The organism is Photobacterium obscurum (assembly GCF_026191635.1).
Classification (GTDB): Bacteria; Pseudomonadota; Gammaproteobacteria; order Enterobacterales; family Vibrionaceae; genus Photobacterium; species Photobacterium obscurum.
Map to the genome: position 1 here is coordinate 1 of NZ_JAKRRW010000036.1, position 14,340 is coordinate 14,340.

Annotated in this window: 15 protein-coding genes and 1 pseudogene; 12 read left to right on the top strand and 4 right to left on the bottom strand. The window is 45.2% G+C overall.

Going from position 1 to position 14,340, the window contains the following annotated elements; translation table 11 throughout:
• Positions 1 to 392: 392 nt before the first annotated feature.
• The gene (locus MD588_RS24875; RefSeq protein WP_265700612.1) at positions 393 to 764 is read right to left on the bottom strand and encodes a DUF3085 domain-containing protein; all 372 of its coding nucleotides are present in this window, start codon (positions 762 to 764) and stop codon (positions 393 to 395) included.
• A 174-nt stretch (positions 765 to 938) separates the two neighbouring features.
• Between MD588_RS24875 and MD588_RS24880 the strand changes: the two genes are divergently transcribed.
• Positions 939 to 1,184, top strand: a complete 246-nt coding sequence (locus MD588_RS24880) for a hypothetical protein (protein ID WP_265700613.1) — start codon at positions 939 to 941, stop codon at positions 1,182 to 1,184.
• A 502-nt stretch (positions 1,185 to 1,686) separates the two neighbouring features.
• Here MD588_RS24880 and MD588_RS24885 read toward each other — a convergent pair.
• The gene (locus MD588_RS24885) at positions 1,687 to 2,673 is read right to left on the bottom strand and encodes a DNA-binding protein (protein WP_265700614.1); all 987 of its coding nucleotides are present in this window, start codon (positions 2,671 to 2,673) and stop codon (positions 1,687 to 1,689) included.
• 314 nt (positions 2,674 to 2,987) lie between these two features.
• Between MD588_RS24885 and MD588_RS24890 the strand changes: the two genes are divergently transcribed.
• The 6 genes and pseudogenes from MD588_RS24890 to MD588_RS24915 all read left to right on the top strand — a co-directional run bounded on the left by MD588_RS24890 (position 2,988) and on the right by MD588_RS24915 (position 7,722).
• Complete coding sequence (locus tag MD588_RS24890; protein ID WP_265700615.1) at positions 2,988 to 3,527, top strand: recombinase family protein; 540 nt, start codon at positions 2,988 to 2,990, stop codon at positions 3,525 to 3,527.
• 368 nt (positions 3,528 to 3,895) lie between these two features.
• The gene (locus tag MD588_RS24895; protein WP_265700617.1) at positions 3,896 to 4,234 is read left to right on the top strand and encodes a hypothetical protein; all 339 of its coding nucleotides are present in this window, start codon (positions 3,896 to 3,898) and stop codon (positions 4,232 to 4,234) included.
• A gap of 707 nt (positions 4,235 to 4,941) precedes the next feature.
• Positions 4,942 to 5,181: a hypothetical protein gene (locus tag MD588_RS24900; RefSeq protein ID WP_265700618.1), complete on the top strand. Its 240-nt coding sequence runs from the start codon at positions 4,942 to 4,944 to the stop codon at positions 5,179 to 5,181.
• A gap of 250 nt (positions 5,182 to 5,431) precedes the next feature.
• Positions 5,432 to 5,878: an SF0329 family protein gene (locus tag MD588_RS24905; protein WP_265700620.1), complete on the top strand. Its 447-nt coding sequence runs from the start codon at positions 5,432 to 5,434 to the stop codon at positions 5,876 to 5,878.
• A 189-nt stretch (positions 5,879 to 6,067) separates the two neighbouring features.
• Positions 6,068 to 6,211, top strand: a pseudogene (locus tag MD588_RS24910) (helix-turn-helix domain-containing protein); the annotation flags it as partial.
• A gap of 314 nt (positions 6,212 to 6,525) precedes the next feature.
• Positions 6,526 to 7,722, top strand: coding sequence for a helix-turn-helix domain-containing protein (locus MD588_RS24915; protein ID WP_265700622.1), 1,197 nt, complete (start codon positions 6,526 to 6,528; stop codon positions 7,720 to 7,722).
• A gap of 113 nt (positions 7,723 to 7,835) precedes the next feature.
• Here MD588_RS24915 and MD588_RS24920 read toward each other — a convergent pair whose 3' ends face one another.
• Positions 7,836 to 8,432 (bottom strand): recombinase family protein, encoded by a 597-nt coding sequence (locus MD588_RS24920; protein WP_265700623.1) that lies wholly within the window; start codon positions 8,430 to 8,432, stop codon positions 7,836 to 7,838.
• A gap of 187 nt (positions 8,433 to 8,619) precedes the next feature.
• On the bottom strand, positions 8,620 to 9,672 hold the full coding sequence (locus tag MD588_RS24925; RefSeq protein ID WP_265700625.1) for a replication initiation protein: 1,053 nt from the start codon (positions 9,670 to 9,672) through the stop codon (positions 8,620 to 8,622).
• A gap of 740 nt (positions 9,673 to 10,412) precedes the next feature.
• On the opposite strand from MD588_RS24925, the gene MD588_RS24930 reads away from it, so the two are divergent.
• The 5 genes from MD588_RS24930 (at position 10,413) to MD588_RS24950 (ending at position 14,306) form a co-directional block, all read left to right on the top strand.
• Positions 10,413 to 11,135: a hypothetical protein gene (locus tag MD588_RS24930; RefSeq protein WP_265700627.1), complete on the top strand. Its 723-nt coding sequence runs from the start codon at positions 10,413 to 10,415 to the stop codon at positions 11,133 to 11,135.
• Positions 11,125 to 11,943: a hypothetical protein gene (locus MD588_RS24935; protein ID WP_407676616.1), complete on the top strand. Its 819-nt coding sequence runs from the start codon at positions 11,125 to 11,127 to the stop codon at positions 11,941 to 11,943. Before MD588_RS24930 ends, MD588_RS24935 begins: the two co-directional genes overlap by 11 nt.
• Positions 11,940 to 12,458 (top strand): metal-dependent hydrolase, encoded by a 519-nt coding sequence (locus tag MD588_RS24940; protein WP_265700628.1) that lies wholly within the window; start codon positions 11,940 to 11,942, stop codon positions 12,456 to 12,458. Before MD588_RS24935 ends, MD588_RS24940 begins: the two co-directional genes overlap by 4 nt.
• Before the next feature lie 67 nt (positions 12,459 to 12,525).
• The gene (locus tag MD588_RS24945) at positions 12,526 to 12,765 is read left to right on the top strand and encodes a hypothetical protein (protein WP_265700630.1); all 240 of its coding nucleotides are present in this window, start codon (positions 12,526 to 12,528) and stop codon (positions 12,763 to 12,765) included.
• Positions 12,766 to 13,058: 293 nt separating this feature from the next.
• Positions 13,059 to 14,306, top strand: coding sequence for a hypothetical protein (locus MD588_RS24950; RefSeq protein WP_265700632.1), 1,248 nt, complete (start codon positions 13,059 to 13,061; stop codon positions 14,304 to 14,306).
• Positions 14,307 to 14,340: the final 34 nt, after the last annotated feature.

The window sequence follows — 14,340 nt, forward strand, 5'->3', positions numbered from 1 at the left end:
CTGGCGGGGCTTGCAGCGCATGGGGTGGCCAAATTCATTGGAGATGCTGACCGCACGGCGAAAGCGCTGTTTGCTTTTGCGGTGCGCCGACCTGTGTTGGCCGAAGGCGAACACTACCCCAAGCTTGGGGGCAGGGGTTGGTAGCAAGGCACACAAAGTGCCCAGCAATGGAAAGGGTGCAGGCCCATGACGTTGCCTTGGCGGTGTAGTGGTTGCGTCACGTTGATACCGCGAGGGCGCTGTAACGTGATGGCCAGATGGTATGTGCCGGAAACCTTAGAGTGACATGCTGGGCAGCCTTATCCGCATAACTTACCGCACTTACGTAATTTCAACAATCAGGAAAGCCACCCGCACGACGATGGCACTGCCTGCTTTTGCGCTGTACCGATTTACTTTATCTCAACGAACGAAATGTCGTTTTCAGTAACCTCGATTCGAACAACAGTATACTCCTCCAGAATTGCCCTTTCGAACCACTCGGGAGGAAGCGGCTGGCAGAAATCATCAGCGCCGACCAACTCACGGGATGTCTGGTACCAGTCAACATCCTTACTTGGGTCACACCCTTGAGCGTAGGCGATACTTTTCTCTGGAGAAGATTCCGGCAGGTATGAAGTGGCCATGAGGTACACGCCCTGGTTGTGAACGAGCATAACTGACGCCACAGATGACTCTGAAGATGTTGAATCCAGAGGACGAAGCATGAATTCTGGCCATACCTTTGAGCGAATATCATCAGCAGAAAACGTTAAAATACCCATCGAAACCCTATAAAACGACTTAACTTAGACGATAATGTTAACACTTAACTTTCTGTTTTTAAGCAACAAAGGACTCAATAATAGGAAAAGTGGCTATAATACTGCCTAGGATACGAAATCCCTCTCAAGCAGAGAGTTCAAAAAAACACCAACCGACAAGGAAGTGAACCGGGTATGGAACGAATTGAGCTGGATCGGGATGAGGAAACGAAGCTGAATAGACCGATAATAACCGGGTATCGTTATCCTGATATCTGCATTACATTCCAGCCCAAAGATCCGTCCGAAAAGCCTGAACGCGAAGCACCTGGTGAATACGATCTCGATTTGTTCAAAGCCACAGGTATCAGGCCAGACCGTACTCCACATAAAACACTCAGGCAAAGGTTCAAAGAATACTGGCATGGTAATAACGGGTAACCCGCCCTACAGCTAACAACTGATTGTGGCGATACTACCAGCCTTAATCATCAGGCCCGCCACGGCTCAAGATAAATCACTTTTGTCCCGCTCGTGGGGCGGCATAGTCAGTATTGACAGAAGTGGTGAACTACGACAAATGTATTACATTTGTAATACATCAAGACTCATAAACCCCGTATTGGCGGGGCTTAGAGCACACGGGGTGGCCAAATTCATTGGAAATGGTGAACGCACGGCGAAAGCGCTGTTTGCTTTTGCGGTGCGCCGACCTGTGTTGGCCGAAGGCGAACACTACCCCAAGCCTGGGGTTAGGGGTTGGTAAACAAAGAGTGCCCTACGACTTTTGTAATGAACAAAACCGAGACCTCCTGTTAGCCATGACGCCAACCTTACCGACTTTGACGCGAAGCGTTAAGCGCAAGCTGGAGAGGTGCCTGGCGTGATGGCTAACAGGAAAAAGGGCTGGGTGGAGAGAATGAAGAAACCAAGCAGGGCGGCGTTATTTCTTGCTCAGGCTCTGCAGGTAACTACCAATATCGCCATCCAGCACTTTGCGCAATTCAACATTGTCATTCTTAAGACTGTTAAAGCCTTTCTGTGACTCAGACAGCTGCTCTTTGAGCTCATCAATGACATTACGCGCATCTTTCAGTTCGGCACCCAGAGCAGATTCTGACACTCTTGCATCGGTCAGCGCATTGCGGGTTTCGGTGACACTGTCGCGGTATTCACGATTGTTAACTTTTAATTCGGTGATTTGGCTTTCAAGGTTACCCAACAGGCGTTCGCTTGCTTTCAGCTCTGCGGTCACAGAAGCGAGTTGCTGTTTGCTTTCATCATGCTTGGCCAGCTCGGCGATCAGATCATGCTGGCTGCTGGATAGCGTATCGTTCGATTGGGCCAGTGCTTGCTTGAGTTCATCGACCTGGGCATTTAGGTTCGCCACTTCCATGGCATGCTGATTTGCCTTCTCTTTGTTGGCACTCTGCTCTCGAGACAGTTCAAGTTGCGAGGCATCCAGCTGCTGGCGTAGTGTTGCACGCTCATCGATAGAAGCATCACGCTCTGATTCAAGCTGGCGAACCCGCGCTTCCGCTTCTTTTAAACGCTGCTCCGTCACATCAACTTTACTCAGTACCTCTCGTACAATGGTTTCTTGTTCTTCATGATCGGACTGAATGGCAAGTTGGTGTTTTTCAATCAGTGAATTGGCCGCTTTCTGTGCCGCACTCCAGATGATTTTCATGGCATCGCCCATGGCGTCCTGGGCATTATTTGGCAGGATGATCTCTTCTGGCAAGGCCGCCTTCATAGCCTCCTGACCAGCATCCGATTCCTCCCAGGCTTTCAGGTGTTTCTGAATCGTGCTGTAGCTACCGACACCCAAGGCTTTATGGACTTTTAGTACTGTTGGCTTTTCACCTTGCTCAACAATACGGTTTGCCGTCGCAAACACATTTTCAACTGTCACTTTTGCCGCAACCATCAACCTTCTCCCAACCAATACACCAACTTAACCCATTGTATAAAAAGCACTCACCATTGTAAATCGATAATTACGATATTTACTGTAATTATCGTAATTACAGTAATACTTCACAGCTATTCTTCTCAGGACACGGCTTGAACTGGAATTTCATTGTTATTCGAAGAACCGACAGTCAATGACTGTCCACAAAGGTGTACTTTCAGTGCAGCCTAATCAGGCAATGCATTAACCGTACACAATGTCCAATTGATAGTTAGTGAACATGCACATAAAATATTAAACATCATTATGTTCAGTTTTGGGTGCATTTAATGCTTATCGGATATGCGCGGGTCAGCGCAAGAGATCAGTCTCTCGATATTCAAGTCGAACAGCTCAAAGAGGTCGGCTGCGAAAAGATATTTCAAGAAAGTGCCAGTGGTAAGGACTCTGAGCGCTCTCAATTAAAGGCACTGATCGACTTCTCCCGCGAGGGAGACACCATTCATGTCATGAAAGTGGACCGCCTGGCCCGCAATACCATCGATGCCCTGAACATCGCCGATACCCTGGCCAAGAAAGGCGCCGGGCTGGTCTTCCACGATTTGGGGGACGTGGACATTAACAGCGACATTGGCCGGGTGATTTACACCACGATTTCGGCCTTTGCCGAGATGGAGCGCAAGCGGATCTTGCAGCGCTGTAATGAGGGCAGAGCCAAAGCCAAGGCCGAGGGGAAGCATTTGGGGCGACATGCCAACCTAAAGCTTCACCAACAGATACGAGAATTAGCAAATAAAGGAATGAACAAGCATGCGATCAGCAAAGAGCTGGGCTGCAGCCGGACGACGGTTTACAGCGTGCTTAGTTAAGAGAAATGACTGTTTGATGCAGCAAAAACCTTGAAATCATAACGTTCCAAATCACCCTGTTAATAGAGCTAAAACCGTCACAAACTTTCAAGCGGATTCGGAAGCATATCGCCTTGATCAGTTTTCTGAAATCGTCACTACAAGCTTCTAAGGGGCTAGGAAGGCTGTTTTCGGTACCTAACTGGGATATTTACCATAATAGGCATATACTGCACCTTTCGATATCTCCAGTGTAGTGTTTTTTCTGTCTTATAATTTGTAACTTTTTTGTTACCCTCAAAATCGCAACTTTTTTGCTATATAGCATATGTAATCGATAGGTCGTACTAGTCGGCATTTTTATCTATAAATAAATACGGTTTAAATTTATGTATCAAAAAAATATTTGTCTTAACACAAAAACTTGGGTTGCGTATTCTACGGGCAATCAGGGTTACCTTAAGCTTATCAATAATCCAAACCCTACTGTTGATGATGTACGAAAAGCTTTGTATGAGCGTTCAATTAAGAGACGACCGAGCAGCAACGCTAATGACAATTACAACCGTTGGTCTGAATCGGTTGAGAAAGATGGCTTTGATAGTTTCTTGGTTGTCTCTGTTAAAGCAAAATCGCAGAATGAAGCCGATGTTCAAGCAGACAAAATCATTTCTGACAATGGCTGGAAAGTTGCCAGCCAACTTACATATGCGACAAAAGTTAGATAGATATTTACCATAACGCTCGAAGTAAGAATCACAGAAAGGCTGCCATTTGGCGGTCTTTTTACGTTACAGCGTTATGATTTTTGTTACCTGTAACGTCTAGCCTGACGTTGGTTATCCACGGAAACAGTGAAAAAAAAACACACCATTCAACGAAAAGCGCACTGAACGCACCGCTTTTTGGGGATTCTGTAATTACTACCGATAAATATCTGGTAGAATATATGGACTCAACTGACATCAAATTATCAGCAAAGAATTATCTTCTGAGAACACTCAGAAAGAAGCCGATAAATGATCAAGAGGAACATCAAAAGTGATAAAACTATTTAAATACTTAGAGGAATGCTTCGCATCTCTTGAAGAACATATTGTTGGCTTTACGATATTTTTAACACTGATTGCAATTGTCGTAAGCGTGTTCATTGGTATTTTTTATATGTGAGCCCTTTTCAATCCCCCGAAGAAACCGTATTAACATGCGAATGTCGATTTCTCATTTCATACGAGATTTATGTAAAACAAAAACAACACTTAGAACGATTCTGAGAGCTTTTATATCTGTATTGTTGGTTACCCACCAAACGATGGAGAAAAAATAACCTATTAAACGTAAGGCGAGCTTTATATATCGAATGTTTCTGCTTTGCAGTACGATTAAGCCAGTATAATTGCCGGCTGTTTAGCTGGCTGTCTGTCTCTGAGGTAACATGAAAAATAAATATATTTGGGTTGCGTTTAACCTGGTCGCTTCACTACTGACCCTGACTCTTTTTCTGAATCAGGATCCTACCGGGGTTTCGGTTACGGGCGACAACGCCTGGATCATACTGCTGGCCTTTGGCGCTATCGTGTACTGGATATACAAAACGGTGATTTACTGGAGAATGTGTATTCAGGCTGACGACCCTAACTTTGATTTGGTCGTACGTAACAACGAAAAAAAATAAACATACCGCCTATAGAGCGCAACAGCTTGTTTGGATAATCTCAAAGAAAATTAGGGCCGCTACGGCGGCCTTATATTTTGCGTTACGGGATAATGTTTAATAGTCACCCGTAGCGCCTGACCTCTCGCAGGTTATCCCCGTCTTTTACCCGATCTAACCACCGAAACTGTGGATGGAAAACGGCCTGCCTGACTTCACAGGCACATACCGCATATTCGCCCAGCAGTACCAAACAGGAAAATAACCAGCAATGGCCAGACCATGGAGCAAGCTCCAAAAAGAAATATATCAACTGAGGGCAGAAGATCTGGATCTTCAGATCCAATGCCGCGTCTACCGGATGAAGAGCCAGCGGGGAAGTACCGACTGCCCCCGCTATTGGGTAGCCCTGAACAAAGAAGTGGTCTGGGACTACCCAAAAGATTTTGCCGGTACCAATTCCCCGGAGAGGGAAGATCCCGAGCACTATCCGTACCTGAATGACATATCAGCGATTTCATCCCTGATAAGGGATTATATTGACACCCCAAGGAATGAGCTGCTCAGCAAAAAATTTGAAAATGACTACTGGGGTTTGACCGACATTCTGCGGGCCTCTGACAGGCGTATTGGTTCAAGGCGGTTGAGTGAACTCTACGCAAACGCTGCAACCACAGCGGTGAAAAAAGTGATCACCGCGAGGTTGAAAACGGGCTGACGCTGGCAATTTGTGTATTACATTTGTAATACACAAAACCGCTACAAACCGCACCACTTCACGTAATTACTCAGGGTGCTCGGCGCTGTATCGTTCTGTTTTACTCTTACCCAGATTGATTTTCCACGATTTCGGCCTTTGCCTTCATTGCAGTGCATTGTTAAGTACTGAAATGAAGACCGGACCAAAGCCAAGGGGAGGCACCCAGGGCGACATGCCAACCTTAAGCTTCACCAACAGATACGGGATCTGGCCGAACAGGGGATGAACAAACATGCGATCAGCAAGCAGCAGGGCTGCAGCCGGACGACGGTTTACAGCGTGCTGAGTTGAGAAAAAGTGGCAGCTTCATACAAAAGGAGCTCAGAAGCTGGAGTATTCATAATCCCCCTGTAGTTCGCCACAAGTTCTCAATCAAATTTATAGAAATTACTTTTCTCGATGTCCAAATTGATTTCATCGAATAAAAAAAACGAATTGTCTTTATGTGCAACTCAACTGTTCGACAGAATCACAGCAAAAAAGCAAAATCTTGAATTAAAGAAAGGCTTGATGTCTCATGATGTCCACAAAGAGCACTACAGTGGTCATCATTATGACTGATATTGTTGGGCAACATATTGAGATGAAATACTACGGAAAATATTATGGCACAAGATTCAATAACAATTATCCCTGACAAACTAAAATTCCTAATGGCAGATAAAGGACATACGCTGGATAGTCTCAGTCATGCCTGTAGTATATCCACCAAGCAAATATCAAGAATAAGACAGAACGGCCGGACGACACCTGAGTCTCTAGACAAGATAGCAAAAGCTTTGGAGTGCCAGTCCAGTGAACTACAGACACCGTATTTTGTCCCGCAACATCAATCATGGGGGGTATTTTGGGGGTATGGAAAAAATGCTGATAATGATGAGTTATTGCCGGAAAACGGATGGTTGATGGAACACATACAAGGGTGGTATACCCTTGAAGATTCCATAAACGAATTGAAGAACAATATTTATATTCGGTCAATAATAGACAAGCGACCTTTAACACCCCATATGGAGAAACGAGAGAGAGAAAAAGGGTTCTGTTATGAGATTTCAACAACGATTATGAGTTCAAGCGATACGGTTTATTTAACACTTGAGGCTTATTATAATGCTGATAATTTAGCCCACTCTTTGACAGCTGCATATAAACCAGGAAAGATAAACAAAAACGGACTAATATGGGAGGGATTTTATAAAGAGCCAATATTCCAGTACAACAACAACAAGGCTTTAGAGAGTGAGCTTTTAGTAAAAAAAATCGCCGAGGCTGCGGCTTACTTCTCAAACACCATTAACATTAATAACAAAGAATTATCGACTAAAAATAATGAAGAGATTTACCTGATACAATCAATAGATAAGAGCTCAGGCGATTGTATTGGATATGAAGAGTTCAATAATATGTATGAGTTGGAAGTTGCTTTAGTTGGATACCTGTCAAAATTGGATTCAGAGAAAAAGCTACAGGTCCTTGATAACTCTGATTCAAATGAAATTGATAGTAACTTCAATCTTAAGATTATACTTAAAGATAAAAACTCTCATATTACAAACTTATTTGGCGATGTAATATTCAAAATATCAAAAGCATATAAGATTAATGGTATTTACCAGGAAGCCTGTTGGAACAAGGTAGTACAAGATAGATGGAAAGCCATTTTATCAGAATCAATCGACTTTAATCAGGATGACTTCGAAATGCTTTGTGAAAGCTATGATTTACCCGAAAAAACACTTTGTTTAAAAGTAGCAGATAACATATCTATAAAAACAGTTACTGATTTTATCAATGAGGCTTAACATTAGAAAATGCTTGTAAGCATAATAAGCAAGCACGGCTTCGTATCTTTACCCAAGATCAGAGCAACACATAACCTACCACCAATGTATTACATTTGTAATACATAAAACCGCTACAGTCCGCGCCGTTTCACGTAATTGCTCAATGTACTCGGCGCTTCGTCAATCAGTTTTGCAGTTGCCCGGATCCCCAGCCCCATCCCGAGATACTTCTCGATCTGATCGCGCTTCGCATCAAGCTTCAGAGTTTTGGCCTCGCCTTTCGGACGCCCCAATACATAGCCAGCCGCCTTGCGTGCCGCCAGGGCCTCGGTGGTCCGCATGCGGATAAACTCACGCTCGATTTCACCGGCCAATCCCAGCATGGTGGCAATGATTTTTGACTGCAGCGAGCCATCCAGCCGCATGTTTTGCTTGGCAATATGGACTTTCAGCTGTTTTTCCATACACAACTCCAAAACCTCAAGCACCTGCAAGGTAGAACGGGCCATACGCGTTACCTCCGAGAAGAGAACGGTATCTCCCTCGACCATACCTTCAAGCAAAGGACCTAGCTTGCGCTGGTGCCATTTCTTCTTGCCTGTCACCGTATCTTCGACAAATACCAGATCCGTCAGGCCGATCCGGTTCGCATACTCGTAGATACCATGCTGCTGGTTGGCAACATCCTGGCTGTCGGTTGAAACACGCAGGTAAGCATAGTTGGCCATCATATCCCCATCGCTATCATCATTCCGTTCTCCCCACGCTAAAGGATCAGTAGATGAAAGGGAACTGTGAAAGCTATCGATAAACTGCCGCTCAAACGCGCTGTAGCGCACGCTAAGAAAAGATCTTGGCTTTGCAGGGGAAAATTGCGGGGAGGTACAGGGCGCCCCTGCATGCGGTTGGTTTTCGCTAGCCCCAGGCCTGATCGAGCTTGGCCTTGAATGCCTCGTCAAAAATAATGTCTTCCGGCAGGGCGATGATCCCCATTTCCACCGACTGGAGTGCAAGCAAATGTTTCTCGTTGAGTTTTCCATCTAACGGGTGGGCCATAACGATGTTATAGGCCTCCCGGACCAATTGCAGCATCGGGTTGTCAGGTACCGTTTCCTTCTCCAACTCGGCACGGGCCAGTTTTTCAGCCTGGTTGTCATTCATCTTCCAGCGGTACAAAAACTCAATGGCGACAATACGGCGCCCTTGCATCACGGGGGCAAAACCCAGGTTGCCGCTCTTCTCGTCGATCAAAAATTCCAGATCCTTGCTGACCTCAAGGCTCTTGGTCATTTCCTCGATCGGTTTTTTGATACAGCGGTCGATGAAAACCTTGTTTTGGCTGTAGCTCTTTTTCAGCAGCTTACCTTTCTCGTCAAGCAGCCCGTAAAGCGCGTGAAGCGATTCTATGCGCTGAGGGTGCAAATGCGTTCCGCTATCTTTAAAACGCGACAAAAGCGTATACAGGCGCTTGGAATGCTCGGATTTGAGGCTACGGAAGGCGTGGTGGTTAATCTGCGCATGGCCCGCCGAGTAATCGACATAGGCGTTAATCAGTTCACTGTTCGGCACAATGGTGAGTGCACCCTTGCTGTATTTCACCCTGGCAAACAACGGGATGAAGTCAAACTCTTCAGAACCGTCGTTGGCCAGGCCCACTTTGCGGCTGGAAAGTCGCTCGGCCACCGAGCGCAACGTGGGATACAGCTGCTTTGATGACAGGCCGAACCATTCTTTCAGCACATCGGCATGGAAGGTGTACTGCGGGGCGTGAATATCCCGCTTTTCCAGAAAATCTGTCCAATGCTCACGGTTCAGGCGCGACAGGAACAACGCCATCATGTCGTGTTCACGTGCCGTCAGTGCCAGCTGGCTGAAGATCAACTCATGGCTTTTCTTGAAGAACTGGTTAGGGAGTTCCTTGGAATGTTCCGTGGTGATTTGAAAGCGCTTGTCAGAGTTGTCGGTCATTTTTACCGTGCCTATGGTCACAGATTTTTAGTGTTTGCCCAATAATACTAAAAATCGATGACCTTAAAAGCCATTTTTGCCTCAAAATACTAAAAATGTGTGACCATGTGGGCAATCAACACCATGACACTAAAAAAGTGTGACCGTCAGACTAAAAAAATGATCGTGAACACTAAAAAAATGTGACCGTCAGACTAAAAAAATATAACCGTCAGACTAATTTTTTGTGACTTGAGCACTAAAAAAATGTAACCTCAAAGCTTGTAGATTACTGATTTAAAAGAGCTTTTCAGACCCTATAGATCTTATAGATCTTTATATAGATCTATAGATCTATATATATTGTTATATATACCTGTGGATTGTGGATAACTCTTCGAGTTAACACAACAAACCACAGGATCAGGCAATAAGTTGTTTTTCTTAATGTTCTTACAGAGCACAGGCAAGACAGGAAAACTGTGATCACCCGTCCGAAACAAACGACCGATATTCCTGCACAACACATCCTCAGCCAACATCATCAATCCTGCCCATAATGTTTACCCCTTACGTTTGGATAAAAATTTTCCGCGCTGTTCGAAAAAGCCAACGGTTATCCGAACACGATGATTCAAAATAAATTTATCGAGAAACAACACGATTACAAGCGAGTATTGAAGTCAACCGAAAAGCCACAATATGCCAATCCAACATCAGGTTAGATCTTATATGCTGATTGTGGATGAATAGGAAAAGGCATGCGATTTTTAAAATTACGAACCGACCATAAACGGCAACGAAAAGACGGTACAAAATACGTAACCCCGCTGATTGTCGATGCACCTCGCAAGTTTGCACCCAGCCATAGCCGTAAGGAAACCAGCCTGCGCCGCACCCAGTGCCAGCTGATCACCGGCGCCCATGATTCAGGAAAAAGCCGGTGGCTAACGCGGCTGCGTGACAACCGCCATGCTATCTGGGGCAAAAAGCCGCAGCCGATATTCCTTGAGGGGCTGATGCCGCTCTCCAGCTGGGTGGAGGTAAAAGGCATCGAGAATTGGTATCAGGAATTTACCCATGATGATGAGAATGCGACCCCCTGGGGAAAACTGAACCTGCAGCTCAAAGCCGATTTGCTTGCCGACTACCTGCTTGATACGCAGGCAATGCTATTTGTTGACGATGCCCACAAGCTTACTGGCCGCAAGGCGCAAATTGCGCGGAAATGCCTAATGTCATCGAAAATCTGGCTGATCTCTACCAGCGAAGAGGGGAGGCTGCCTCCTTCCGTCCGCCCGATCATCGAACGACGTGACCCTCAGCGGATCAATCTGGAAAGTGATGTCAGTTACGATACCACCAAGGCATTGATCTGGTTTTTGGTGGCAATGTGCGTGGTTTCCGGAGCCTGGGAAGCCGGTGCGGTGATCGGCGGATTGCAGATGCTTGGTAGCGGGAGGCGTTCGACCCGTGCCGATTAACTTCACTAAACCGCTATTACATGCGTTACCGTGTGACTTTTCCATGTTGCTAATGGTTTCCCTCTATCATGTGATTGTGTTGCTGCCACATAATGCTGAGGCAAGTGAGGAAACATGGAATGTCAGCCTGCCGTGGAGCCAGCCCGCAGATCCGCCGCCGGATATTCAGCCGTTCGAGTTGCCGACACTGAAAGGAAAGACGCCGCATTTTATCACGCCGGCACCGGCACTGAAGGCCGCCCCGACGGTCGATCCCGATGCCATCTTCACGGTCGTCAACAACTGTTATCCCGAGAAAACCAAATTCAAAATTGACCTCAGCCTGGTCGCCGGCGTGCGCTCCAGCATTGACCAGTTCAACCGCAGTGACTGGCCGGAGATCACCGATCACTACATCGGCGTTGTCGGTGAAATGCCGCTCTACTCAACCACCGAACAGGCTCGGGAGCGGGAATGGGAGCACAAGCGCAGGGTTAATACTGCTAAAAACGTTGCTACTTTTGCTCAGTCTCTGGCTAACCGTAACCATGCCTATAGGGAAATGGGCTTGTATCTTGTGATGGAAGCCCGCTCGCAGGCAAGGGTCAGGCAGGGGATCGCCAATATTACCGAGCAGGTTGGGTTTCTGGAGAAAGTCGCCGCTGCCCAGCGCGACATTCTCAAGTTCGAGGCCCAGATCGTCGAAAACCGGCTGGCGTTGATCTCGATGTGCGACAACGCACGGGCAGAGCGCGTTAACCAATACCTGAAAAAACTGGTCTACCTGCCGCCACCGATCCCAGCCAATGTACCGAGTGGTCAGCCATGAAGTGGTTAAACCATACTCTGATCGCCGGTGCCCTGTGCGCGGTTATTTCCCCACCCCATGTCGCAGCCTGCGTAGCCGGTGCAACTGCACCTGACTGGTTCGAATACGTTATCAAACTGACGGGACGCCACATCAAGCACCGTGGCCCGACGCATATCTTTAGCCATTGGCTGATCGCCGCACTGGCTTTTACCTTTGTCTGGGATTTTCACGGGATCTTAATGGCGTTTGCCTGGGGTGGGGTTAGCCACATTCTGACTGATGCGATGACCGTTTCCGGTGTGCCGTTCTCTCCCTACAGTGACCGGCGCTTTCACTTGTTCGGCGGACGATTCCGTACCGGAGACCCGATCGAATACGCCATATCGGCAGCGGTGATCATCGCCTGTATTGGTTTGAGCCACCTGACCGGCAGCAGCAGTTTTGCCCCCTTTTTCTATGACTGGGGGGGCTTCTATAACCAGGGACTTATCGATGGCTCTGAGTGGAAGGCGAACCGGTTTAGATTAATTTAATGTATTACAAATGTAATACGCGCAAACATATAAGATGTTAATATTATAAGTAATTTCAGAGGGTTTTATGGCTAGGCTATTTTATACATCGGATGCAATTTTGGATGACCCGGTCCAGCAAGTGGCGCGGGAAGCACACCGGATTGTGATGAACTACCCCCATCAGGGAAAGCTGGATGACAAGCATGTGCTGGCCCTTCGTTCTATCGAGCTGAATATTATCAGCGAACCGAACGGGGTTAAGTTCAATGATAAGTTTAGGGTCAAATTGCAATCAGCCTTGCCGACAGGAGCATTGCTTCCGTAGCTGGGTGTTGGGCTATTTGGTGATTGAGTGGTGTGTAAAAATGTTCGATGAACTGTTTGTTGTTTTGTAGATAAATTTAAAGTTATAGTGCGTTAGTTTTTTTAAAACCATAAGACAATGAATTAAAACCATTGACGTAATCTAATTGTTTATAGTACATTTTGTTCTACGCGCTGACGGCGTAGGATCACCCTCAGATCAAAGTCATTTCAACTAAATCTATACATTAATTGTTTCATTATAATGAAAGGCATTAATAGTTAGAGGGGTATTGATGTTTAGGAAATATTATAATGCTACATTTATTGATAGAAAAATTTCACCTCGTTGATACTAAACAATTCAGCAAAATCATCGTCAATATCCGAAAAGACTTAATTGATCTTGGAGAGATGGACAAAAGCACATCCCTGACTGAATTCAAAGACACCATTGCCATAGAGCTTGGAAAGATCATTGGATTAAAGTTCAATAACTACTCACACCTGCTCAAACAAATCACATTGTGTAAGAACCATTCTGATTATGAGCTTTTCAGAATGACTAATGACAACAAGCCAAGTAATGGTGGGTACCTTTTATCTGTAATCCATTTATTCATCTGTGAAAAATATAAAATATCACCAAGAGTAGCCAAGAGAATCATAGATCGCCATATAGGTAGAACACAAAACAAGAACATCTACGTGGTATATCAAGGTAAGTCTTATTCTGTCGAGACAATAGGGCAGTTTCGTGTTGCCTATGACCACCTAAAAAAAGACATTGCTGTTATTTGTTTGGCCAACAATGAATTGGATTCACTGAGCATCTATAATTCAGTAATCGTTCAAGATGATAGCTCAGTAAACTCAATGAACGTCATTGATTTCACACAATCTGAAGAAATATTAGGAAGCACCCCAGGGCATCTGGTACCAGGGGCCGGTTTTGGACTAAGTGAAATCGAAGATGACAATTCACAGTTGATGTACCCTAATGAAGCCATTCATTACCAGTTGGAGCGCTTGAAACACCAAAACACAGGTATCATCGGTGACATATTAAACCTGTCATATGTTGATAGTAATTTCAGGATGCGGGTATACCTTGATGAGATGACCTCAGATCTCCTGCTTGATGAAAACTTCCCAGTAAAAGCTAAACTTTGCTTTTGTTTTGAGCTATTACTAGAAAATGGTGCGATTTACGGTTCTGGTGATTTCATATACTCCAACCTGTTAAACCAAAAATATGTATCCGAAAATACTGTAGAAGCACAAATCGAACTATATAAAAAAATCACCAACCACCTTAACACACAAAACATCCCTTACGATCTAAATATAATTAGCCATAAAAAAGATTACTTTTGCCATATTTTCAAACATAAGTTTTTTACCCTGCAAGAAGCTATCTGCATGACAACAGATGAACTTTTGCTCGAAAAAATTGAATATGTGTTTAAGATGAAAAACATTCGAAAGTATTTATCGACAGATTTTCAGAAGAAATACACAGAGAAAAAACAACTGTCTATGGTCAAAAAACAAATAGCTTAAAGCAATAGATGTGGTTATGGCTATTATTATTATT